Source organism: Rhizobium sp. 3T7, from assembly GCF_020166565.1.
Lineage (GTDB): Bacteria > Pseudomonadota > Alphaproteobacteria > Rhizobiales > Rhizobiaceae > Rhizobium.
Genome location: NZ_JAIQXS010000025.1, coordinates 49,209 through 73,093, shown reverse-complemented (window position 1 = coordinate 73,093; position 23,885 = coordinate 49,209). Strand labels below are relative to the sequence as shown.

At 59.1% G+C, this 23,885-nt stretch carries 20 protein-coding genes and 2 pseudogenes; 13 read left to right on the top strand and 9 right to left on the bottom strand.

Features of this window, described 5'->3' with window-relative positions; genetic code table 11:
* The first annotated feature begins 4 nt into the window (after positions 1–4).
* Positions 5–1,318: a glucoamylase family protein gene (locus K9B32_RS25325; protein ID WP_224567374.1), complete on the top strand. Its 1,314-nt coding sequence runs from the start codon at positions 5–7 to the stop codon at positions 1,316–1,318.
* Positions 1,319–1,369: 51 nt separating this feature from the next.
* Here K9B32_RS25325 and K9B32_RS25320 read toward each other — a convergent pair whose 3' ends face one another.
* A complete protein-coding gene (locus K9B32_RS25320) occupies positions 1,370–1,663 on the bottom strand; it encodes a hypothetical protein (protein WP_224567348.1) in 294 nt (97 codons plus the stop codon).
* 226 nt (positions 1,664–1,889) lie between these two features.
* Positions 1,890–2,258 (bottom strand): DsrE family protein, encoded by a 369-nt coding sequence (locus K9B32_RS25315; RefSeq protein ID WP_224567345.1) that lies wholly within the window; start codon positions 2,256–2,258, stop codon positions 1,890–1,892.
* A gap of 69 nt (positions 2,259–2,327) precedes the next feature.
* On the opposite strand from K9B32_RS25315, the gene K9B32_RS25310 reads away from it, so the two are divergent.
* Positions 2,328–3,368, top strand: a complete 1,041-nt coding sequence (locus K9B32_RS25310; protein WP_224567343.1) for an AraC family transcriptional regulator — start codon at positions 2,328–2,330, stop codon at positions 3,366–3,368.
* Between the two features lie 76 nt (positions 3,369–3,444).
* Here K9B32_RS25310 and K9B32_RS25305 read toward each other — a convergent pair whose 3' ends face one another.
* The 3 genes from K9B32_RS25305 to K9B32_RS25295 form a co-directional block, all read right to left on the bottom strand.
* On the bottom strand, positions 3,445–4,764 hold the full coding sequence (locus tag K9B32_RS25305; protein WP_224567341.1) for an epoxide hydrolase family protein: 1,320 nt from the start codon (positions 4,762–4,764) through the stop codon (positions 3,445–3,447).
* 34 nt (positions 4,765–4,798) lie between these two features.
* Complete coding sequence (locus tag K9B32_RS25300; protein ID WP_224567339.1) at positions 4,799–5,194, bottom strand: cupin domain-containing protein; 396 nt, start codon at positions 5,192–5,194, stop codon at positions 4,799–4,801.
* 73 nt (positions 5,195–5,267) lie between these two features.
* Entirely contained in the window at positions 5,268–5,711 is a 444-nt protein-coding gene (locus K9B32_RS25295; protein ID WP_224567336.1) for a VOC family protein, read from the bottom strand.
* 411 nt (positions 5,712–6,122) lie between these two features.
* Between K9B32_RS25295 and K9B32_RS25290 the strand changes: the two genes are divergently transcribed.
* Positions 6,123–7,073, top strand: a complete 951-nt coding sequence (locus tag K9B32_RS25290) for an alpha/beta fold hydrolase (protein WP_224567332.1) — start codon at positions 6,123–6,125, stop codon at positions 7,071–7,073.
* Here the strand turns inward: K9B32_RS25290 and K9B32_RS25285 are convergent.
* Positions 7,062–7,991, bottom strand: coding sequence for a LysR substrate-binding domain-containing protein (locus K9B32_RS25285; protein WP_224567329.1), 930 nt, complete (start codon positions 7,989–7,991; stop codon positions 7,062–7,064). The genes K9B32_RS25290 and K9B32_RS25285 overlap by 12 nt on opposite strands.
* A gap of 522 nt (positions 7,992–8,513) precedes the next feature.
* On the opposite strand from K9B32_RS25285, the gene K9B32_RS25280 reads away from it, so the two are divergent.
* The 4 genes from K9B32_RS25280 (at position 8,514) to K9B32_RS25265 (ending at position 13,053) form a co-directional block, all read left to right on the top strand.
* Complete coding sequence (locus K9B32_RS25280; protein ID WP_224567317.1) at positions 8,514–8,825, top strand: hypothetical protein; 312 nt, start codon at positions 8,514–8,516, stop codon at positions 8,823–8,825.
* Between the two features lie 217 nt (positions 8,826–9,042).
* On the top strand, positions 9,043–9,201 hold the full coding sequence (locus K9B32_RS25275; RefSeq protein ID WP_224567314.1) for a hypothetical protein: 159 nt from the start codon (positions 9,043–9,045) through the stop codon (positions 9,199–9,201).
* Positions 9,202–9,226: 25 nt separating this feature from the next.
* Complete coding sequence (locus K9B32_RS25270) at positions 9,227–12,751, top strand: ATP-binding protein (RefSeq protein ID WP_224567311.1); 3,525 nt, start codon at positions 9,227–9,229, stop codon at positions 12,749–12,751.
* Between the two features lie 41 nt (positions 12,752–12,792).
* A complete protein-coding gene (locus tag K9B32_RS25265; RefSeq protein ID WP_224567308.1) occupies positions 12,793–13,053 on the top strand; it encodes a DUF4242 domain-containing protein in 261 nt (86 codons plus the stop codon).
* 287 nt (positions 13,054–13,340) lie between these two features.
* Here the strand turns inward: K9B32_RS25265 and K9B32_RS25260 are convergent.
* Positions 13,341–14,091 (bottom strand): annotated as a pseudogene (locus tag K9B32_RS25260) (SOS response-associated peptidase family protein).
* Between the two features lie 673 nt (positions 14,092–14,764).
* On the opposite strand from K9B32_RS25260, the pseudogene K9B32_RS25255 reads away from it, so the two are divergent.
* Positions 14,765–15,347, top strand: a pseudogene (locus K9B32_RS25255) (OB-fold nucleic acid binding domain-containing protein); the annotation flags it as partial.
* A gap of 158 nt (positions 15,348–15,505) precedes the next feature.
* Here K9B32_RS25255 and K9B32_RS25250 read toward each other — a convergent pair.
* Positions 15,506–17,443, bottom strand: a complete 1,938-nt coding sequence (locus tag K9B32_RS25250; protein WP_224567305.1) for a TPR end-of-group domain-containing protein — start codon at positions 17,441–17,443, stop codon at positions 15,506–15,508.
* A gap of 398 nt (positions 17,444–17,841) precedes the next feature.
* Here K9B32_RS25250 and K9B32_RS25245 point away from each other — a divergent pair, with 398 nt between their 5' ends.
* Both K9B32_RS25245 and K9B32_RS25240 read left to right on the top strand, forming a co-directional pair.
* Complete coding sequence (locus tag K9B32_RS25245) at positions 17,842–18,678, top strand: alpha/beta fold hydrolase (protein ID WP_224567303.1); 837 nt, start codon at positions 17,842–17,844, stop codon at positions 18,676–18,678.
* Positions 18,679–18,755: 77 nt separating this feature from the next.
* Entirely contained in the window at positions 18,756–19,433 is a 678-nt protein-coding gene (locus K9B32_RS25240) for a gamma-glutamylcyclotransferase (RefSeq protein WP_224567371.1), read from the top strand.
* A 21-nt stretch (positions 19,434–19,454) separates the two neighbouring features.
* Here the strand turns inward: K9B32_RS25240 and K9B32_RS25235 are convergent, their stop codons facing one another.
* Positions 19,455–20,354, bottom strand: a complete 900-nt coding sequence (locus tag K9B32_RS25235) for a LysR family transcriptional regulator (protein ID WP_224567286.1) — start codon at positions 20,352–20,354, stop codon at positions 19,455–19,457.
* Positions 20,355–20,465: 111 nt separating this feature from the next.
* Here K9B32_RS25235 and K9B32_RS25230 point away from each other — a divergent pair, with 111 nt between their 5' ends.
* The 3 genes from K9B32_RS25230 (at position 20,466) to K9B32_RS25220 (ending at position 23,820) form a co-directional block, all read left to right on the top strand.
* Positions 20,466–21,398, top strand: coding sequence for a VOC family protein (locus K9B32_RS25230; protein WP_224567283.1), 933 nt, complete (start codon positions 20,466–20,468; stop codon positions 21,396–21,398).
* Positions 21,399–21,466: 68 nt separating this feature from the next.
* Positions 21,467–22,384, top strand: coding sequence for a LysR family transcriptional regulator (locus K9B32_RS25225; protein ID WP_224567280.1), 918 nt, complete (start codon positions 21,467–21,469; stop codon positions 22,382–22,384).
* A 746-nt stretch (positions 22,385–23,130) separates the two neighbouring features.
* Positions 23,131–23,820 carry a hydrolase gene (locus tag K9B32_RS25220; protein WP_224567277.1) on the top strand — a complete coding sequence of 230 codons (690 nt, stop codon included), beginning with the start codon at positions 23,131–23,133 and terminating at the stop codon, positions 23,818–23,820.
* The last annotated feature ends 65 nt before the right edge of the window (positions 23,821–23,885 follow it).

Here is a 23,885-nt window from a genome sequence, read left to right as displayed (position 1 = left end):
AATCATGGTCGAGGTACCCACCCCAAACATCGAGTCCGCGCCCAGCGACGAGGATTTCGCGCGACTACAGTTCACGACTCTACTCTATTACCTGCATTGCACGAACCCGGACAACGGGCTCGTGCGCGACAAGACGCAAGCGGGCGCGCCGGCGAGTATCGCCGCCATCGGCATGGCCCTTGCCACTATCCCTGTCCTCGTGGAGCGCGGTATCATCATTCGTGAGTTTGCCGGCAAGATCACCCGACGGAGGCTTGATTTTCTGTTGCATTGCCACCAGGGTCCCGAGCCGGACGCCTCGGGCTATAAGGGCTTCTTCTACCACTTCCTCGATATCGAAACAGGACGTCGGGTATGGCAGTGCGAATTGTCGACCATCGACTCGGCCTTCCTGTTTGCCGGCGCCCTGACGGTCGCCACTTACTTTGATGAGGATACGGCTGACGAAGCAAGGATCAGGCAACTTGCTGCATCGCTCTACGAGCGGGCAGACTGGAACTGGGCATGTGACCACGGCGCGACCCTGACGCACGGCTGGCGCCCGGAGGACGGCTTCATTCCCTACCGCTGGCGCGGCTACGACGAAGGCTTGCTTCTCTACATACTGGGGCTCGGTTCGTCCTCGCATCCGTTGCCGCGGGAAAGTTATGCGGCCTACACGGAAAGCTATGACTGGCGCAACATCTTCGGACGCGAACTGCTCTATTCCGGTCCGCTCTTCACGCACCAGCTTTCGCACATGTGGATCGATTTCCGCAACCTCCGCGACGAATTCATGCGCGAGCATGACAGCGACTATTTTCAAAACAGCAGGCAGGCGACGTTTGTCCAGCAGGAATATGCGATCCGAAATCCGATGGAGTTCGAAGGCTATGGCGAGCACTGCTGGGGATTTACCGCAAGCGATGGACCCGGCTGGCTGACGGCGGAAGTTGACGGGGTGCGCAGGGAGTTCTTCGACTATATCGCCCGCGGGGCACCGTTCGGGCCGGACGACGGGACGGTCTCGCCCTGGGTCGTCGTGGCGTCCCTGCCTTTCGCACCCGAGATCGTCATTCCGACCGTCCTCAACTGCGGGCGCATGAATCTGGGAATGACGCGGCTCTACGGGTTCAAGCCATCGTTCAATCAGACTTTCAAGGTTGCAGACAGTCCTACAGGGTGGTGGATCAGCCCCTGCCACTTCGGCATCGATCAGGGCCCGGTGGCGCTGATGATCGAGAATTACCGGACCGGCTTCCTATGGAATTTGATGCGCAATTGCGAACCTATTGTCAGGGGACTGCGCCGCGCCGGATTTACCGGCGGCTGGCTTTAGCCAGTGTTTGTGCATGCGCACTTGTGCGATGGTCGCACTCGTCGAGTTCGATCAATGGGAACCGCGAAGCTGATTGTCCACGAGCCAATTCCGATTGAAAACACGCTTCGCTCCATCGGTTGCCTGGGAGGTCTGCACGATATCCTCCCGCAACCACCAGTCGATCGACGTGGCGGGCGCCGAGAGTTTTCCTTGTTCAAGGTTTGCCGTGACCAGGATTGATATCGATGGGTTCCGCGCAGACTTCCCTGCAGCCGTTTCGGCAGCCGACAGAGCAAAGAGCGGCGCGACGATGCCCGTCATGAGGACGGACGCGTAGACTGGTAGCGTTTGCGAGTACGACATAACATGCACCCCGCTGGAACTGCAGCAATACTACAATGTCGCAAGTCAAACCTGTAGTCGAGCCTGTATTTTCTGTGCTTCGTCCAATGAGAGGCCGCGGGGATAGGAAGTGCCCCGCGCTGGACTTCTGTATCTTTACTTTGGCGCCTGCAGCGGCGACCGGCACAAGCGCTATCGCTTCAGCAGCACCCCGTGTTGGCTCGGGGCTGCACTCCGCAAATCTCAGTCAAAACGAGAGCGTTGCGGCCCCCTCCTTGATCTCGGCATGCATCGCGCTTGCGCCGACGATCACGACGCCATCGAGGAGATCTTCCTGACAGTAGCCGCGCGACGTCACGCATGGTGGGCAAGCCCAGATCGTGCCGCCGCGATTCTGAAAGTCCTCGATCAAATTCGTGAGAGGGTCGAGAGGAGGGACATGCGTCATGCGCTGGCCGCCTTTTCGCACCAAATCGATCGCGGTGCTGGTGAGGAACATCGAGACTTTGAGCCCGGCGGTGATGCCGCCGTTGGCGATCGTGAAGGCAACGGATGAAAGCTCGGAATCAATTCCCTTCGTCAGGAGCACGACGAGTTTTTCAGTCGAGGTTTGCATAGTATTCTCCTCCAGTTGAGTTGTACCTGTTCACTCTAGGGAGGCGGGAAGCACCTGTATTTGGCCGAGATGCGTGAAGACTTATCCAAAAGTCCTCAACCGATGCGCGGCGTGGCGCGGGATGACGTTCTGTCGACGCTACTGTCAGCGATGCGCCTTTCGGGATCGCTGCAGTTCTGCTTTATGCCGTCTGGTGCCTGGCAGACGGATGACAAACCTTCCCTGGCCGCTCTCTCGGGAAAAGCAAACGGTACGGTGCCGTTCCACATCGTCGTCGCGGGCCAATGCTGGCTGAAGATTGAAGGCGAAGAGGCAACCTTGAATGCAGGTGATGTGCTGATCTTCCCCTTCGGTACCGGACATCAATTAGGGGCAGGGGCCGGCGGCGTATTGGTCGAACCCATGCGCGAATTGCCGCCGAAGCCGTGGCGGCAAATCCCCGTTCTCCGGCATGGAGACGAAGCGGACGGCGTGAGGCTGCTCTGCGGCTACCTACAATGCGATGCGCTGAGCTTTGAGCCACTGAGGAAGGCGTTGCCCAAGCTCATTCATGTGAAGACGCTCGGCGCGAATGGTGGAGACTGGCTCCGTGCCACCATCCGGCAGATGGTTGACGAGGTGGATAGGCCACGTGCGGGTGGAATTTCCATGCTGCCGCGGCTGACCGAAATGATCTTCATCGAAATTCTCCGCCACCAGATCATGATGGCCGAGCCGGGTAGTGTCGGTTGGCTGGCGGCGCTGGCGGATGAGGCGTTGTCGCGGTGCCTTTCCATCATTCACGACGACCCGACGCACGACTGGTCTTTAAAGGAATTGTCGATCACCTGCGGGATGTCGCGAAGTGTGCTGGCGGAGCGGTTTCAGATCATTCTTGGCACATCCCCCATCAGGTATGTGCGGGATTGGAGGCTCTATCTTGCCAGCGTGTCGCTGGCGACGACCGGAGCGCCGATCGCGGCAATTGGTTATGAAGCCGGATATGCGACGGAGGCGGCTTTCAGTCGAGCCTTCTCCCGCGCCTTCGGCACACCGCCGGCGACGTGGCGCACACAGGCGCAGAATCCCCACGCGGCCTTGGGCCAGAGGCCACTTTCCAGTACACCGTGAAAGCCTTGTGCGCTGCACGGCGAGCGGGCTGTTTGGCGGTCTAAAGTGGGCCGTCGGGTCGCAACCCGACGGCCTTTCAAGATCGCAACGTTCTAAATGCGGCTTTGACCTCGTCGCTGAACAGTTCAGGTTCTTCCCAAGCCGCGAAGTGCCCGCCTTTTGCGGCGCGATTGTAGTAGATGAGCTTGGGATATGCCCTGGATAGCCAGCTCTTCGGCGGCTTGTAAACTTCTCCGGGGAATACCGTGACGGCAACCGGAACGTTCACCGGGGTCAATTTCACTCCCGAAGCAGTGTTTTCCCAATAAATCCGCCCGCTGGAAGGGCCGGTATTCGTCAGCCAGTAGAGCGTGATATTGTCGAGGATAGCCTCCTTGTTCAGGGCCTTCTCCGGGTCTCCACGTGTGAAGACCCAATCGGCCATCTTATCGTAGAGCCATGCGGCCAAGCCGACCGGCGAATCCGCGAGGCCATATCCGACTGTCTCCGGACGGGTACCCATGATGGCCGCGTAACCGAAGCCGTTGTTCAGGAAGTCGCGGGCCTCTTCGAAAACGGCCTTTTCATCTAGAGACAGGCTATTCGGCGCGGGTGCGCCGGCCTTGAGAGCCTGCGCAGCTTCCGGTGGGAAAGTCGTCGCGCGTTCGACCCTGTTGACATGGATACCCAGCAGTCCTTCAGGTGCCTGACGACCCAGGGCATCGCTGATGATCGCGCCCCAGTCACCGCCTTGGGAGACGTAACTGTTATAGCCGAGACGTTTCATCAACGCGTCCCATGCTGCCGCTATCCGTTGCGGGTTCCAGCCCGTCACGGTCGGCTTCTGGGAGAAGCCGAAACCGGGGATCGAGGGGAGCACCAGGTGGAAGGCGTCTTCAGCGCTGCCGCCGTAAATAGTGGGATCGGTTAGCGGGCCTACGACATTCAAAAGTTCGAACACCGACCCCGGCCATCCGTGCGTCATGATCAGTGGCAGTGCGCCCTCATGCTTCGAACGAATGTGGATGAAATGAATGTCCAGGCCATCGATGTTCGTCAGAAACTGGGGCAGCGCGTTCAGCTTCTCTTCGGCCTTTCGCCAGTCATAGGACGTCTGCCAGTAGTCGACCAAATCTCTCAGTCTATCGGGCTGGACACCCTGAGAGCGGTCGGTCACCGTTTCGCCGTCCGGCCACCGCGTCGCGGCAAGGCGTCGCCTGAGGTCCGTTAGCGCGGCCTCGGGAACTTCGGCTCTGAACGGACGGATATCCCCTCCGCCAGCCTTCGTCACGTCAACGGCGTTCGCTGCGGCTGCCGCCAAGGGGAGTATCGTCGTCGCAAGTCCGATTGCCGCACCGCCAAACAGCAGTGAGCGCCGTGACATATGCATTCTTTCGATTGATTGCTGGATCGTCATGACATGCATCCTTTGCGCGGGAAGCCTCCAGGGCTCATTTGACCGGCTCGACGAGTGCGACGCCCTTGCTGACGATATAGGTCGCCAATTCGGAAGCCTTGCCGCCACCGACGTTCCTGGCGGAGTGCGGCACTCCCGAGGGAATGAACAGCGACTTGCCGGCTATCAGCGTAACGGGCTTGCGGCCCTCGATCCGGTATTCCAGCGTGCCCTGGAGGACGAACGCTATTTCTTCGCCGGGGTGCTTGTGATTGATTGCCAGAGCGCCGGGATTGAAATCGACTCTCGTCTGGATGACTTCCTCTCCCGGAACGCTGATGTTGCTTTTGACGAGATCGATGCGCTGTATATCAAGCTGTTGTGCCTGAGCTGTCTGAAGCGACAGGACGCCAAGTGCCAGGGCCGAGATGATGGTCTTACGCGTTTTCATATGCTTCCCCCTTCGAAGATGGTGGGAGGCGTGGGTAAGGTACGCCACGCTCCCGAGATAGTTGGAGGCGCGATCAGACCTGATCCGGACCTGCACGGTAGATCAGGAACTTATTGCCTTCAGGATCGCGGAAATATGCACAATAGGGGCCTTCGCCGTTTTCGCCTCTCGGGCCCGGAGTTCCTTCGTCGGACCCGCCCAACGCCAAAGCCGTCGCATGCGCTTCGTCGACCTGGGTGCGGGAGCGAGCTTCGAAAGCAACCATTCCACCATTGCCGACGGTGGCCGGCTTGCTGTCAAACGGTCTGATGACGCCGAATTCCAGCGTCTGGTGGCCATAGTAGACAGCGCGACCGGGCTGGACGAGAACACGGCCGATCCCGAATACGCCAAGCAGTTTGTCGTAGAATGCCGAGGCGGCATCCAGGTCGTTGGTCCCGACGGTCGAATGGCCCGGCAGGCCACGCACCGTCTCGGGCCGGGCGGCAGGTTGTTTGTTGACTGTCATGTCGTTCATGTGCTTCTTCCTTTTGGCTCAGGGGTTCAATCGGGGCCGTCTCGGATGCGAGCTCTCCGGCCAGCGAGTGGGAAGAAGCTAAGCGGGGCAAGCTTGCCTCGGTACTCAGGGAAACTGAGAGCCAGCCTCTCGTTTCCATGCCCTGAATAGGCTTCGATGCAGGTCTCTGGGCGCCAGCTCGCTATCCACAAAGATCGTCGACGACACCGTGCACGTTTGTATTTCGTCTGCGGCGAGCATCCGCCAGATCGGCTGCGGTGCGATCGACGCAGCGGTTTATGCCCCGTTCGGGACCTGCCGAATTCAAGAGGCTGCCTCTCGCGTTCTTGCTCTACCCGATGCGGTGGCGATGTTCGATTTTACGGTGATCGACCAAACCGGTCGTGGAATTTCGAACGAAAGGGCACTCACATGCTGAAGTTGTCAATCGGAACCCTGCTTGCGGCCGCAGCGGCTTTTGCACCTATGTCGCTGGGGCATCTTGCAGCCGCCGAGCGAAAAAGCCAGGCCAGCATCGGCTTCCTCGACGTTGGCAAGGGCATCACGCTGAGGAGAATGGTGGTGCGGGCACCGAACCCGAAGGGGACGGTCCTCTTCCTGCACGGGTTTCCCGAAACCCTATTTGTCTGGAAGGAGATCTCGGCTGCACTCAGCGACGATTTCGAAGTGCATGCCTTCGACTGGCCAGGGTTTGGACAATCGACGCGACCCGCTGTCGAGAAATTCTCCTACGCACCCACAGCCTACGCGGAGGTGCTGAAGGCTTATATCGAGAAAGCCGGCATCGATCGATCGAATCTTACGATCTACGCCACGGACATCGGTGCCCTTCCTGCGCTGCTTTTGGCAGTCGACGAACCGGATATTGCCAGAAGCATCATCGTCGGCGACTTTGCGCCGTTCAACCGGCCCGAATACATGTTCGACAGTCTGCAGAGCCTGAAGGCCGAGCCTTCGGCCTCACAGGTGCGCGCGCACATGAACGAGACCAGCGCCGAGATTCTGGCGAATGCCTACAGGCGAGGTCTTTCAAAGGAAGAGCAGTTCGACCTGCCCGAAGACGTCCAGAAAGACATGGTCCGTGGCTGGAGCCACGGGGCTTTGACCTCGGCTGATGCCTTCTATCATTATTATGCCAAGTTCACGCGGGATGAGGATTTCCTCGAGGCAAATCTGGACAAGCTCAAGACCACAATCAAGGTGGTCTGGGGCGAGAAGGACCTCTACATCAGGAAGGAAATGGGCGCCGAGTTGGCCAAGCGGATCGATGCGAAACTCGATATATTTGGTGGCCTCGGGCATTACCCGCATTTGCAAAAGCCAGAGCAGACCGTTGAAGAAGTGCGCGCCTCATTCCGGTGAGACGGTAGCACTCGCGAGGTCGGCACCATAACTTCTGCAGGCCGCCCGAAGCCGCGGCAGGGTCCAGTCGATGAATGAACGCACCTTCAGGGCGAGTAGACCTTGGCGCGAATAGACGATGTGGATTGGCCCTGGTGGGCCGGCGTATTCATCCAGGATCGGCACAAGCGCGCCCGACGCCAATTCGGCGGCAACCTGGTAGTCGAAGAGCCGTGCAATACCCGCTCCGCTGAGCGCGGCGGCGACACAGTTCGCCGCAGTGTTGACCTCGACCCGATGGCGGGGGACGGATTCAATCGATGCGCCATCGACGTCGAATGTCCAGAAGAATGTCCGCTTGTTGAAAATGATGCCGTCGTGGTTTGCCAGGTCGCCGGGATGCTCGGGACGTCCACTCTGCTTCAGATAGGTCGGGCTGGCGCAGGTGAGCAGCCGGAATTCGCCAGCCTTCACCGCATAGAGGGAACTGTCCGCAAGTTCGCCAAGCCTGATGGCGATATCCACCTGCTCACCGACCAAGTGAACCGTGCGGTCGAGCGACAGCAGGTTCAACGAGACCTCTGGGTGTTGCTGTATGAATTCCAGCGCGATCGGCAACACGTAACGGCGCCCGAACTCCACGGGCATCGTAATTGTCAGGGTCCCACGAGGGGTGTGATATTCCCCGGAGGCACGGCGCTCGGCCTCCTCAAGATCCGCCATGATTTTCCGCGCGGCTTCGACATAGTCGCGCCCGGCATCCGTCAGCTGCAGGTTCCGACTTGTGCGGATGATGAGATTTGCGCCGAGCTGCCGTTCAAGATCGGCGACTTTGCGGCTGACACTGGGCAACGGCGCGTTCAGCACCCGACTGCCGGCCGACAGACTGCCAGCGTCGACCACCGCAAGCAACACACGCATGGCATCAAATCTGTCCATCGAACACCGAAGCTAGCGTTTGTCTTTGTCGAAGCCAAATCGGCTCGGAGGATTGAACACGTTTGACGGCGCCCTGTCACGTGCGAGATTGCGATACGATTGCCGGTCTCATGGTTCATGAGTTCGCGATCTAGGTGGCAAGCCCGCGTAGGTTTTGCGTCTGCGAACGTTTCGCGAGTCAGAAAATGCAACAATTTCATTCGCTTATTTTTTGCAGAAGATCGTGCTTAGAGAATTTTTGTGGTTTTTCGCGATAGGTATGATCCCGATCCACAGTCGGCATTGCGCCTGAACAGAAGGTACTTCAAGCAGGACGCCCTGCTGCCGGGGTTTCCTGACCGTTGGTACGAGGCAAAGACGCCGACGAAGTGTTGAGTGACGGGCCCGTGGCGTGCGAACACCATCTCATCTAGCAGGTCCCACGTTCCATTATCGCAACACGAGGTGAGCACCTTTCGAGTATTGAGATCGAAGGTCCCAGCCCTAAAATCTGGAGCTGAAAAACAAGGGGTCTTCAAACTCATGACTGACCATTCGATTGCGACAATCCCGCCCGACCAACCGTTGCCCGATCTCTCGAACATGAGCCTGATCCCGAATTATTTGACGACCCTCGCAGGGCTTCGTCCGGAACAGATTGGCCAGACGCTGCTCTATTGGACGTGCATTCCGCTGCTCGTCATGACGCCAATCGCCGTGTGGGCGCTGCATCGCACCGACGGACGGTTTGTGCTGTTTCGCGGCGGCAGCGCTCCTCGGAGCCGGTCTGATGGGCGACTGGAGCGGCAACAATTTCCGGACGATGACAGGCGCTCGCGCAGAGCCGCGGTCTGACGCTGTTGGGGCAGCATGTACAGAAGCAGGCGAACGTATTGTCCTTCATCGACGCCTTCTGGCTGACGTTCTTCTGCGCCGTCGGAGGCCTCGTCATCCTGGCCTTCGTGACCGAGGCGCCCAAGGGGCCGCTTCCGGCGTAGTATCTGGCCGATGATAGAGCGCGAAGGAACCAGACGCCTGTCTCCGGCTTTCCTCGATATTGGAGGATCACGACATGACGAATCTAAAGCCCAGGCTGGTCGAGCGGTGTCCTGGAAAATCCATGGGTCAGCTCCGCCATCGCCGCGGCGACGCCATCTCCTCGATCCCCTCCAAGGTGAACAGCTCCTGCGCCACAGCGTGGTACGACACCGACGTTCGTGGTATTTTTTGAGAACGGTGGAGCGGAATGAACGTCGATGCAGACGATTAAGGACTGGCTAGGTCAACTCGGTCTTGGCAAGTACGCTGAGGCCTTCGTCGAGAATGACGTCGATCTGCGAGCGCTCCCTCATATCGCGGAATCCGACCTCCGGGAGCTCGGCGTCTCGCTTGGGCACCGGAAGATTATTCTAGCTGCTATAAACGGACTTGCGCCGCAACGTCCGGACGAACAGTCTCCTGCTTCGGCCGCTATTGAGGCCACGTCCGAAGCAGCGGCTGAGCGGCGACTCCTCAGCGTGCTCTTCTGCGACCTGGTCGGGTCGACAGCGCTGTCGGCGCAGCTCGACCCGGAAGACATGCACGAGTTGACCCGCCGTTATCAGGATAGCGTCGCCGGCGCAGTCACGCGGTTCGGAGGCTACGTCGCCAAGTATCTCGGAGATGGCGTGCTCGCCTATTTCGGATGGCCTATGGCTTACGAGGACCATGCCGAGCGTTCGATCCGGGCCGGACTCGAGGCGATGGCCGCCGTCGACGCCCTGCAGTCGCCCAACGCGCAGCAATTGAAGGCTCGCATCGGCATCGCATCCGGGCACGTGGTTGTTGGCAACCCCGACGGCAGCGCGAAGGAGCGTGCATCGATCGCGGGAGACACTCCCAACCTGGCAGCACGCCTGCAGGGCGTGGCCGCCCCAGGCCAGATCGTGGTCTCCGACAGCACCCGCCGCCTCGCCGGGCAGTCGTTCAAAATCGAGCGCCTCGGCGAGCAGGAGCTCAGAGGCTTCACCTCGCCCATCGCGCTGTTCGAAGTCCGCGGTGAACGAGAGGTGGAAAGCCGTTTCGAAGCCGCGCATGCCACCGGGCTTTCGAAATTTGTCGGCCGCGTTAGTGAGATCGGCCTGCTGCTCGAACGGTGGGAGTTGGCGAAGGCCGGCCAAGGCCAGGCGGTCTTCCTGTCGGGGGAGGCTGGCATCGGGAAATCGCGCCTTATCGAGGCTTTCGAAGAACATCTGCAAGAGACACAGCATGAACTCATCCGATTGCAGTGTTCACCCTATCACGCTACCTCGGCCTTTTACCCGATCGTCGAGCGACTGAGCCGGGTCGCGTCGTTTGCGCCGGCCGATGACCGGAACACGCGCGTCGAAAAGTTTCGCACCCTTGTTCGCCGCTACGGCGAAAGTCCCGCCGAAGTTGGCGCGATCTATGCCGAGCTGCTTTCGCTCGACGTCGGCGACGAATTTAGGCCGCCGGATCTCTCCGCCCACCAGCGCAAGGAACTTCTCGTCCGCACATTGGCGAACCGTTTGCTGCTTGCGGCCAGGATCGCACCGGTGCTCATGGTTGTCGAAGACGCGCACTGGATGGACCCGTCCACCAGCGAAGTGCTGAGAGAACTCGTCAGCCGGCTTCACGGCACGGCCGCCCTTGTCGTTGTGACCCACCGACCGGAATGGAGTGCGGACTGGGCAAGCGGACTGGCGCAGGCGACGACGCTCTCCATTGGGCGCCTGACCAGGCAGCAGATGCGCGAGCTGATCGAATCGATGGTCTCCGACATTCCCGAACAGCTTGCCGAAAGGATCGCGCAGCGAACGGACGGAGTGCCGCTGTTCGTCGAGGAGTTGACCCGCTCGATCGTGGAGAGGGGAAAGTCGACGTCGCTCAACGTAGAGATCCCGGACAGTCTGCAGGGCTCCCTGATGGCACGTCTCGATTGTCTAGCGACGACGGCCAAGGAGGTCGCGCAAATTGCCGCCGTAATAGGCAGGGAATTCGATCGCGGCCTTCTTTCGAAAGTCGCAGGCCTCGACGACCGAACGCTCGAGAAAGCATTGAACCAGCTCGAGTCCAGCCAGATCGTCGTCGGCGGCGTCTTGCATGATGCTCTCGTTTTTCGCCATGCGCTCATTCAGGATGCGGCCTATCAATCGCTCCTCAACCGGCGCCGTCGACATTTCCACGAGGAGATCGCCAAGGTTCTCGTCGACCAGTATGCCGACGTCGCTGCCACGCAGCCCGAGCTCATCGCCCAGCACTACGAGAAAGCGCAACGGGTTGAGCTCGCGCTTCCCTACTGGATGAAGGCCGGGGAACGCGCCCTTGCACGATCAGCCAACTTCGAGGCGGTCGACCACTTCCAGAACGCCCTGGTGATCGCAGAGCAGTTGCCCAAAGGACCCGACCGGCATACGGAGCTGCTCGCCGCGATCCTGAAACTCGGCGACGCCCTGTTCGCTGCGGGCCGCATGACGGATTCGCTGGCGAAATACAGGCTTGCCGCCCCATTGGCACGCAAAGCGGCCGACACGCAAGCCTTCATTCGCGCAGTGATCGGTCTTGACGGCTCCAAATTCCTCTCCTCGAGTTCGCTTGCCGAAACGTTGCCGCTTCTCGAGGAAGCCCTGGCGATGGTTGAACCAGCGGATAACAGGTCACGGTGCCAGCTTCTCAGCCGCCTTGCGCGGGCATACACCTACTTGAGCGACAGCAAGAACGCCGCAAAATGCCATGGTGAAGGGATCGAACTGGCCCGACGGGTTGGCGATAAGACTGCGCTTGTGGAGCTCTCCGCTCTGCCATTCCTGACGCCGGCACCGGTCAAGTCCGTCATGGAAAAAAACGACCGGATCGCTCGCGTAGATGAAATAAGACGCCTCGCCGGTGAGATCGACGACGACGATGTGCAAAGCCGAGCGCTTTCAATTGACACCTTCGTCTCCACGGAACTAGGCGATCGCGCACGAGCCGATCGGGCGGTTGACGCGCTGGAAGAGCTTGGTACCAAGCGGCAGCATCTCAACATCCAGTTCTACGCTCGGATCGCAAGAGCGATGATGGCCATCCTCGATGGAAGGTTCACCGCAGCGGAAGATCTTGCTGAAGAAGCGCTGAAGCTGGGCATGCGGACCCTTGGCGCTCAGCCCGAGGGCGTTTACGGCATGCAGATGTTTGCGATCCGACGGGAGCAGAGCCGCCTCTCGGAGGTCGCACCGGTCATGAAACTGCTGATCGAGGAAAACCCGGAGGAAACCATCTGGCTACCGGGATTTGCGCTGGTTGCCTTTGACCTGGGCTATCGGGAAGCGGCCCAAAGGAGGTTGAGCGAGCTTGCCCGCAGCCGCTTCGCCCTTCCGCTTGACGGAAAGCGAAGTGCGTCCCTCTCGTTCCTGACGGAAGTCGCCGCCGGTCTCGGCGACGCGGATGCTGCCAGGACCCTCTACAAGCTGCTGCTCGACTACAAGGAGATGACCGTCACGATAGGTATGGCGACCCTCTGCTTCGGCGCGGCAAGCCGCTATCTGGGTATGTTGGCAGCCGCGCTGGGTGAATTCGACAGAGCGTCGGAGCACTTTGAGCATGCGCTCGAGATGAACTCGGCGATCGGCTCGCGACCGTGGCTCGCGCACACACAGGCAGACTATGCGGACTTGCTGATGAAAATAGGTAGCCGGGCCGCGATAAAGAGAGCAATGTCACTATCCGAGCATGCCCGGTCAACTGCGGCCGAACTGGGAATGGCCCGGCTGCAACAGCGACTGAAGCTGACGATTCATTAGGACCAACAGTTCGCTGCTTTTGGTGGGAAGAGGGTCTCGTCATGCCACGCTACATCATTGAAAGAAACTTTGCAGAGCAACTCGATTTATCGAAAGAGGGGGTCGAGCAAATCAACCTGATCAACGACCAGGAAGGAGTGAAGTGGATTTTTTCCTTCCTCAGTGCGGATAGGAAAAAGACTTACTGCCTTTACGAGGCGCCCAATACGGAAGCCATTCTCGCCGCGGCCCGGAGGAACAATGTCCCCGCGGATGTAATCATTGAGGTTAGCGAGGAGATCGGTCCCAATATGTTTGCGTAGCGCTCCCTTCCGTGCCTTCCTGATCTTAGTCCGGAGAGCAATCGCCATCTCCCGCCACGCTGCCGGGAGCGGCAGGTGGCGGCGGGCCATAGCATAACGCTGGTCAGGATCGTCCTTGATGCGATCGAGGGCGTCCGCCCAGAACTCACCATTCTCAGGTGCCGGACCTGTTGCCTGAGCAACAAAGCTTCCATCCGGCTCCTGCTGACCGACCACTTCCCACATGCCGCGGTCGAGCGCACGGGCCTCTTCGTCGGCTTTCGTGTCGACCCACAGCAACCTCGCTTTCACAGTAAGCTCGCCTGAACCGGTTCTCCGTCCTTCGAGACGATACTGGATCCGTAGGGCTCGCGCGATGTGATCATGATCGCATCATTCGGCGCCGGACGTGCGAGATGCTGTGCCTCCTCCCACGGCGCATTCATCCAGACATCCGTCTCCTCCTTCGTCAGCAGCCGGACGGGCATCGCCTTCCAGTGAATGGCTTCACGATGTCGTTCGGGTTCGTCGTCAGGAAACCGTATAAATCGTCTGTCGTCAGCCCGTCCTTCACCTTCCATACGCTTGTCCACCGCGGGACGTGGATCCCGGCGAAGAACATAAGCTCTTTGCTTTTGTCTCGGCCGAACCAGGCATTCGGGACTTTCCCTCCCGGCTCCTGGCTGTCGGGATCGGGTTCAGCGAAAGTTGTCACCGGAATGATGCATCTATGCTCGACGCCAAACCATTGCCTCCAGTGCTTAAGATTGAGCTTCCGTACATTCGTCACGCCGCGGTCAGGTTCCATCCGCAGGAGTTCGTCCACATCGAAAGGCTTTCCTTTGGCTGCGAGTTTCGCGGCACGGCCTTCGGTAGCTTCCTCTTGGACGCGCGTCGGAGATGGCAGACCCCAGCGGGCATGGACGAGCTGCTTGCGACCGTCTGCGGTGTTGCAGATGATCGGCCCATCTGGTCCGGCTTCATCTGATACGTGGGCATCAGGTTGATCATGCTCTCGGCATCGATCGCCCATTTCCGGACCCAGTCTCTGTCGTCCATGCGGTATAGATTTCACACGCCAGCCATCTCCCGTCGGTTGGGATGCGCAACGTAGCCGACCAACATAAAGCTGCCAACACCTGCGATCTGGAAAGCACCGGCGACCGCTCCTATCTCAAGCCCAATAGGAATTCAGGGAGGTTACCATGCCAGAACCTGCCAATCGTGCGGGCGAAAGGCCTCTTGTCGAGATCCTTCCCCCAGCGAGGTTCTCCTGCCGCGGAACTGTCGTCTGCGATTGCTGCCATCAGAGGAAGAGCAGGGACGAATTCGATGAAGATGCATTCGGAATCTGCGCAGAATGTATCGGTTCCGACGTGGTTGTCGTGGATATCGTAGCTCGTTTTCCAGACGACTAGCAAGCTGCCACTCCACTGGGCGGGGTCGGCTGCAGGCATGGGAACCGAGTGCCGCACCGATCCCCATGGGATCGCGCACCTGACGCAGTGTCGAGGACAAGTCGAGTGGCTTTTTGGTCTTCCCGGGCAACGACGGCTCCATGACGAAACGGCCGGGTCGTTAATCGGACTGGGCGTCGAAGGCAATCTTTCGGTCCCGACAAAAATTTTTTCAATAAGGCCGGTCACTTACTGGTTTCGCCTACGTCCCTGATTCAACGGCATAATCTTTCGCGTCACTAAAATTGTGAGACGATATTCCTATTTTCGGGCTGCTCCGGCAGATGACCGCAGGCCATAACGTGGTCGCCGATTACAGCCATACCGGGCTGACACTCCGGGAGCATCCCGATCGCGTTCCTGCGCAAGGATCTGCAGAAGCGGAACATCGTGACCTGCGCGGACGCGATGAACGCGCGGGACGGCCGCTGGCTGATGGCGGCGGGACTTGTCCTGGTGAGGCAGATGCCAGGGTCGGCAAAGGGGGTCATGTTCGTGACCATCGAGGACGAGACTGGACCGGCGAACGTCGTGGTGTGGCCGTCGCTGTTCGAGAAGCGCCGTAGGGTAGTGCTGGGATCGTCGATGATGGCCATCAACGGCAGGATCCAGCGGGAAGGCGATGTCGTCCATCTTGTCGCGCAGCAGCTCTTCGATTTGTCTGGAGATCTGTCCGGACTCGCTGATCGAGAGATCGACGTGAAGATCCCGACAGGCAGGGGCGACGAGTTCGCCCATGGATCACCCGGAAACCCGGATTCGCGCGACAGGCCGAAGCCAGTGCCGCAGCCGCGCGACATCTTCGTGAGGGATTTGCACATCGACACGCTGAAAGTAAAGGCGAGGAATTTTCAGTGAAGTTCAGTTACTCCAGCATTCTGTTGTCGATCTTACATGAAGCTTTCAATCAAGGGGAGGCATGTCGGTTTCGCTAGAGCAGCTCGTCGATGAGTACGTCACTTTAGGGGCGAAAGCTCCGGAGGTCATGGCCGCGCTCGACAAAGAGCTGGCTGAAATTAAAGCGGCCTATGACCGGGATCCGAATCCAGCAGGCGATCCGAGCGTGTCGAGGAGCCCGCCAACGATTGGCCCAGTGCCTGATTTGGGGCGGCGACGGTTTTGTCGACCAGTCTTTTGTAGCGCGGATGATCGCGGATCGAATCGAGGTCAGGATCGCTGGTCCACCAGAAGCGATGCACGGACGCCCTCGGAATAACCTGATCCAGCAAGTCGAGCGCCGCTTCATGTTCCCCCATGTGCAGATAGGCACAGGCAATGTTGTACATGGCGTTGAGGTCGTCCGGATCGATGGCCAACGTGCGCGCCGCCCATTCCTTCGCGCGGTCCCGCTCGCCGAGGTAGGCCAGCACCAGTGTCCCCAGTTGGGCAGGACTTGAATTCTCCGGATGCAGATGGAGCTCTCGTTCGGCCCGCTCCAGACCGAGCCGAGCCGCTCTCTCCATGTCCACAGGCCGCCCGAGCTTGAGATAGACGCACGCCAACAACGCCGCGGAGCGGTAGTCGTCGAACCGCACCTGCGTGGCCCTTTCGAACAGCTCGGCCGCTCTTTCGAAGTCGCCCTGTTCGAAGAAGAAGCGTGCATAGAAGTAGTTTGCTTCATGCAAATCGGGATCGAGCCCGAGGGCAAGCTCGAATTCGGCGACGGCCTGTTCACGCTGTCCGCCATATTGGAGAGCTAGGCCACGCGACGCGTGTGCGTCAGCCAGATCAGGATCAAGTTCGAGCGCCTTGGCACTCGTTGCGAGGATGCCTTCGATGGAGATGTCGGCATATCGCCATGAGTGCAAAACGGAATCGCAGAGCGCGATGCCGGCATAGGCACGCGCATATCCCGGATCGATCTCGGACGCCTTCACGAACATGCGCCGCGCCAGGAGCATGTAGGATTTCGAGCACATGTACAGGAACTGCCGGCCCCGGAGGTAGTAAGTGTAGGCCTCGACGTCTTCTGTCGGCGTTGCGCTGATTGCCGTCTTCTCGTCTGGCAGCAGCCTAACCTTCAACTGTTCGATAATGGCGTGGGCGATTTCATCCTGTATGGCGAAGATGTCAGTGAGCTCACGGTCGTAGCGCTCGGCCCAGAGATGGCTTCCATCCCGGCCGTCGACGAGCTGTCCAGTGACACGAACCCGCGCGCCGGCCTTTCGGACGCTGCCCTCCAGTACGAATGCAACGCCGAGTTCCTGGGCCACCTGCGGTATCTTCACGGCCCTTCCCTTGTAGGTGAACGTCGTGTTGCGGGCGACTACGTGGAGGTTCGAAATCTTCGACAGGTCCGTGATGATGTCTTCGGTGATGCCGTCGGAAAAATACTCCTGCTCCGGGTCGCCACTCATGTTGCTGAACGGTAGGACCGCGATCGATATCTTCCGGAGCGTGCCATTCGGCGATCCGCGCTCGGCGCGCTCCGGTGTACCTCGGTCAAAGTTCACGCGATAGCAGGCGATCGGTTCAGCGATGTTCTTGACCTGCTGGTCGCCCATCGGCTCGAACGCAAAGGCGAGCTTGCCCGCGACCTCCTTCGAGACCTTGCCCGAAACGCAGATGCCGCCCGGCTCGGCGAGCCCCTGCAGGCGGGCGGCGATATTGACACCCTCCCCATAGCGATCCTCGCCCTCGACGATCACTTCGCCAAGGTTGATGCCAATGCGGATTTCCAAGTCGGTGAATTCAGAAGCGCCGGCATTGCGCTGGGCCATACCGCGTTGAAGTGCTGCGGCACATTCCACCGCATCCACGACACTGCCGAATTCCGCCAGCAATCCGTCGCCCATCAGTTTGAAAACGCGCCCGTTATGGTTCTGGATTTCCGGCTCGAGCAATTCCCTGTAACCCGCCCTTAGTCGTTGGAATGTGCCGGCTTCGTCCATCTCCATCAGCGACGAGTAACCGACGACATCGGCGGCGAGAATAGCTGCGAGCTTGCGTTCCATGCTGATCCCCTCGATGACCATCCTCTCCGGCGCGGATAGTAGCACAGTCTGCGAGCTGGAAAGAATCGAGCAGGATAAGAGCCCCGCTTCAGCATCTGTTTCGAGTGATACTGGGCTGTCCATTGTTGCGGAACGAACAATAAAATGGAAACTATTCCTGCAATTGTGAGGGGTGAGATCTGACGGCATTATCCATCCGTCAGACGAACTTGGTGTCGCCTGAAGTCTTCAATGATGAAATCGCAGGACGCGAGATGACCTAGAACTTTTCCTCCACGACACGCAGGGGCGCGCTTCTCACAGCAGGTGCCGCCGTCGCAGCCATGGCAATTTCACCCTCTCTCAATTTTGCAGCCGAGGCTGCATCAATCTCCAGCTCAATCGAAGGAACCGAAACAATGGCATATGTAACCACCAAGGACGGCGTCGAAATCTTCTACAAGGACTGGGGTCCCAAGGATGCCCAGCCGATCGTCTTCCACCATGGCTGGCCGCTGTCGTCGGACGACTGGGACGCACAGATGCTGTTCTTCCTGTCGAAAGGTTATCGCGTCGTTGCCCATGACCGCCGTGGACATGGCCGTTCCGCCCAGGTCTCCGATGGTCACGACATGGATCACTACGCTGCCGATGCTTTCGCTGTTGCCGAACATCTCGACCTGAAGAATGCGGTCCACATCGGTCACTCCACCGGCGGTGGCGAAGTTGCTCGTTACGTGGCCAAGCACGGCCAGCCGAGCGGTCGTGTCGCCAAGGCGGTTCTGGTTTCCGCCGTCCCGCCACTGATGCTGAAGACGGATGCAAATCCTGAAGGCCTGCCGATCGAAGTCTTCGATGGTTTCCGTTCGGCACTCGCGGCGAACCGCGCCCAATTCTTCCGCGATGTTCCGGCTGGCCCGTTCTACGGCTTCAACCGCGACGGCGCGGCGGTTCAGGAGGGTGTGATCCAGAACTGGTGGCGTCAGGGCATGATGGGCGGTGCCAAGGCCCATTACGACGGCATCAAGGCCTTCTCCGAAACCGACCAGACGGAAGACCTGAAGGCGATCACGGTTCCGACGCTCGTCCTGCATGGTGAAGACGACCAGATCGTTCCGATCGCGGACTCGGCGTTGAAGTCGGCCAAGCTTCTGAAGAACGGCTCGCTGAAGACCTATCCAGGCTTCTCACACGGCATGCTGACAGTCAATGCCGACGTGCTGAACGCCGATCTTCTGGCCTTCGTTCAGGCCTAAACAAGACACGGAGCCGCGATGTGAAAGCAATCGCGGCTCCGATCTTTTCTTGAACACAGAAGAAATACGGGACCATGATGCTGTTGACCCCAGAGCTTGTTGCCCTGACGTTGCGAGACGTCCTGGACGATGGCCCAGAACCGGGCTGGACACCACTCTCCGACGCGGAACTTGACTGTCTCGTCGACAGGATTGAACAAGAGGTAGGTGGCGAGGCGATTTGGGTCTTCGCTTACGGTTCCCTTATCTGGAATCCTGAGTTCAAGCCGACAGCCCGAATGCAAGCATCCGCATACGGATGGCACCGATCGTTTTCGCTGAAGATCGAACGTTGGCGGGCAACCAGCGAACAACCAGGCCTGATGATGGCTCTCGAACGCGGCGGGAGGTGTGATGGCGTGGTACTCCGGTTATCGGAAGAGTGTCGCCGCCAGGATCTCCGTGCGCTCGTGGCGCGCGAGATCAAGTACCACGAGGTCGCCGACATGGTCCGGTGGGTTCGCGTGCAGACGCCTGAAGGCATGAAGAACGCCCTGACGTTCTGGGCAAGTACCAGACGATCCGGCCTCACCAAGCCATTGCCGATGCAGATCGCCGCGGGGCTCATCGCAAACGCCTGCGGGCAAGGCGGATCGTGCGCGCAATATCTGCACAACACGATCGTTGATCTTGAGGCCGAGGGGATCCGAGACCGAAACCTCTGGCATCTGCAGGCGCTCGTGGCCGAGCGGATCAAGGCAAAGCAAGCAGCCTGAGGTCGTCCTCCTAACCGAGCGTCAATCCAGCATGACCATGTGCGCCGGGACCTGCTCTTCAAAGAACTTCGAGAAGGATGCGATCCGGGGAGGCAGGGCCTGATATGGGGGATAATAAAGCGTCAGCCACAACTCTGGGGGTGTCCATCCTTTAAAGACCTGTACCAGGCGTCCGGTGCGCAGGTGTTCGGCGATGTGAAACCCCGGAAGCATGGCAACGCCCGCACCGTCGGCGGCCATGTCCGCCAGAACCTCGCCACTATTGGCGCTGAAGGCCCGACCTGCCGAAATCGTCATGCTGGATCCACCATCCGACAGCACCCAGTTCTCGCGCCGGCTCTCACCGCTATAGGCGAGGCAGTCGTCAGGTGTCAGTTCGTTCGGGTGCTGCATTTCGACGAACCGACTCCCGGGCGCCGCGATAAGTATCCGAGGCACGACGCGGATCTTGCGCCAGATCGTGAACTTGTCCGATGGTTGGGATGAGATGCGGATCGCCAGGTCGTAGTCGTCATCGACGATGTTGACCAATCCATCGGACAGCGAGATCTCGAAGCTCATCTTCGGATAGCGTTCCTTGAACCCAGACAGGATCGGCGGCAGCACCGTCTTGCCGAACCATGTCGGCGCACTGATACGCAGCCGACCCTCGTCGGCCTTGTGTGCGTTCATTACTTCGCGCCGCGCGTCTTCAAGCGTCTTCACCGCTGGCTGGATCTGCGCAGCAAAGATTGCGCCGTCGGTTGTCAGCGATACCTGTCTCGTCGTGCGAACGAAGAGCTGCAAGCCAAGTTCCGCCTCGAGGGCGGCGATCGCCCGTGTGACGGCTGCTGGCGTCATGTCCAGTTCGCGGGCGACCTGGGCAAAGCTCCGCTTCTCAGCGGCGAGCAGAAAGGTTCGGAGAGCTTTGTAGTCGTTCATCTCATTGTTTCATAAATTGCAATTCAATCTAAAGGAATATTGCAATTTCGCGCGGCGATCAACGGGTCTACATTCTTATCAATACCGGAACACAAACCGAGAGGCTTCAAGATGATCAAGGACATCAAGGGACTGCACCACGTGACTTCGATGGCATCGGACGCGCGGCAGAACAACCGCTTCTTCACCGACACGCTCGGTCTTCGTCGCGTCAAGCAGACTGTTAACTTCGACGACCCGAGCGTCTATCACCTCTACTATGGTGACGAGACGGGCTCGGCCGGAACGGTGATGACCTACTTCCCGTTCCCCAACATGATGCTCGGCCGCCCCGGTGTCGGTGAAGTCGGCGAGACCCAGTTCTCCGTTCCCGAGGGATCGCTGAAGTTCTGGCAGGATCGCTTCACAACCCAAGGCGTGGACGGTCTGGAACGCGATACTGTCTTCGGCGTCGAACGACTCCGCTTCATGGGACCGGACGGCGACAGCTTTGCGCTTATCGAGTCCGCAGACGACAAGCGTGCTCCATGGCTGTCAGATGGAATTCCAGATGATGCGGCCATCCGCGGTTTCGCTGGCGCACGCTTCAGCCTGCACGACACGGCTGCGACGGAAGAGCTGCTCGGCTTCATGGGCTACGAGCGCGCCGAGAAGGAGGGCGACGTTGTACGCTTCATCATACCCAACGGTAACGGGGCGGACACGATCGATCTACTGGCATTGCCAAAGACTCCGTTCGCGCGACAGGGTGCAGGATCGGTGCACCATATCGCATTCGCCGTCGACAACCGCGAGAAGCAGCTCGAGGTGCGCAAGGCGCTGATGGACACCGGCTACCAGGTCACGCCCGTCATCGACCGCGACTATTTCTGGGCGATCTACTTCCGCACGCCGGGCGGAATCCTCTTCGAGGTCGCCACAAACGAGCCCGGATTCAACCGCGACGAGGACACAGCCCATCTCGGGGAAGCGCTCAAGCTACCGGGCCGATATGAAGCTTTCCGCGATCAGATCCAGGCAAATCTCGAGCCATTGGCTGCCTGACAATACCACTCAAAACTGATGGCATTTCGAATTTTGGGCGCCGCATAAATTTCGATGGAGAGATGGCAATGGATCAATTGGGAGCGATCAGAGCCTTTGTTCGCGTCGTGGAGGCCGGATCCTTTGCAAAGGCTGCAGACACGATGGGTGCGCCACGGTCGACCGTGAGTAAGCTTGTTCAGGATCTCGAGGCAAGCTTGAGCCTCAAACTGCTCGAACGCACGACACGTTCAGTCACCGTGACACCTGAGGGAGTTGCTTATTACGAGCGCGCCATTCGCCTGATCGCCGATTTCGACGAAATGAACAATGAGGCGACCCGTGGGCGCCTAGCCACTAGGGGAAAACTTCGGGTTGACGTAGGAGGAACCTTCGCGAATGCGATCCTGATCCCTCGGTTGCCAGAGTTTTACGCGCTCTATCCAGAGATCGAGTTGCATCTTGGTGTAACAGAACGTCAGGCCGACATCGTCGAAGAGGGCATAGACTGCGTCATTCGTGCCGGCGATCTGCCCAGCGCATCTCTTGTTGCGAGGAAGTTATGCAGCGTTGAGATAGTGACCTGCGCAACCCCGTTGTACCTCGAAAAACACGGCGTGCCAGCTTCGCCATCGGATCTGCAGCGCGATCATATTTTCGTGCAGTACTTTTTTGCACGTAGTCTGAAAGCTGCACCCGTTCGACTGATTAATGGCGATGAGAAAATAGAGATCTACAGCCCCATCAAGCTCTCCACCAGTGATGCGACGGCCCATTTGCATGGAATATTAGCAGGACTGGGTATCGGGCAGACATTTGAATTCTTGGCACGGCCCCATATCGCTCGTGGCGCCCTGGTCCCAATCATGAACGATTGGGCGCCACCACGTTATCCTGTTCACATAGCAAGACCAGCGGGCCGGTTTCCGAGCGTTAAGTATCAGGTCTTTGCAGACTGGGTTGCGGGCGTGTTTTCTGCCTACGACGATAATACCGGCACACCCTAGGTGGCTTTGTCCACATCCATGGATAGTTACTCCACAATGACGGGCTTCTCCCATCTCTCCTTTGAAGATATTTCCCACGGCTGATTTGATCCGTCGGACAGCGCGGAGTGGGTGATGGCCCTATCCTGTATGGGAGTGTGCCGTGACATGGCGCTCGTCTCCTGGTTCGGCATAAATCGGCCTATAAATTTGGAGCAACGGCTGTTGAGAGTAAGCAAGTAATCGCGATATGGAACCCCTGCGCGTACAGCATACCCACCATCTAGTCGCGTCAATGCTCAATGGCAGACTGCCAAGCATTTCGCGGCTCATACGCCGCTCTCCTGTTGTCCACGGGCTGTCTCGCCCGAAGCGAAGTCAGCCAAATCGCTCCACGCCGAATAGCGTGAACAGCGACACTGCAAACTACCTCAGGGCCGCCTGTGCGAATGAAATTTTCTTGAGTAAATTTTGGACCGAATGGTCGCGTAGCGTAGCGTCGTGCGACGTCCGCAGGTCAACCGAACTTCAGAGTAATTATTGCGATAAAGGCAACTCATTCGCAATTAATATTGCAATTTTGCACAAGCGCAAATCGCACTACGTTTCCTTTCAGCAGCCGAGGCAACGAGTGAATGAAAGCATCGGTTTCGATCTACTCAGGGCCTTATGAAGCCGTGTTCCAGGAGATGGTGTCCGTCCGACAGGCCCTGCCCAGTTTATAACCCGCCGCATTCGCGGTCCAAACAACCGAAGAGGAAAATCTCATGTCCAAGCTCGAAGTTCTCACTCCCGCCAACAGCCAGCTCATCTTCATTGATCAGCAGCCGCAGATGGCCTTTGGTGTCCAATCGATCGACCGCCAGGTACTGAAGAACAATGTCGTCGGCCTCGCCAAGGCCGCCAGGATCTTCAACGTCCCGACCACGATCACCACGGTCGAGACGCAATCCTTCTCGGGCAACACGTTTCCGGAACTGCTTGCCGTCTACCCGGAGAACGATATCCTCGAGCGCACCTCGATGAACTCCTGGGACGACCAGAACGTGCGCGATGCGCTGGCAAAGAACGCGGCAAACGGCCGCCGGAAGATCGTCGTCTCCGGTCTGTGGACGGAAGTGTGCAACACAACCTTCGCACTTTCCGCTCTCCATGATGTTCCGGAATACGAGATCTACATGGTCGCCGATGCTTCCGGCGGCACGTCCTCAGACGCGCACAAGTACGCCATGGACCGGATGGTGCAGGCAGGCGTGATCCCGGTCACCTGGCAGCAAGTCCTGCTCGAATGGCAGCGCGACTGGGCGCGGAAGGAAACCTACGATGCTGTCACCACCCTCGTGAAGGAGCATTCCGGCGCATACGGCATGGGCATCGACTACGCCTACACGATGGTTCACGGCGCAGAGGAACGCGTCAAGCACGGCAAGCGCATCGGCCCGAACCCAGCCAAGTAACGGCCTGATCAGGCCACTCCGATAACCCCGTCGGAGCGGCCTTTCTCTAACCGTGGAGGACATCC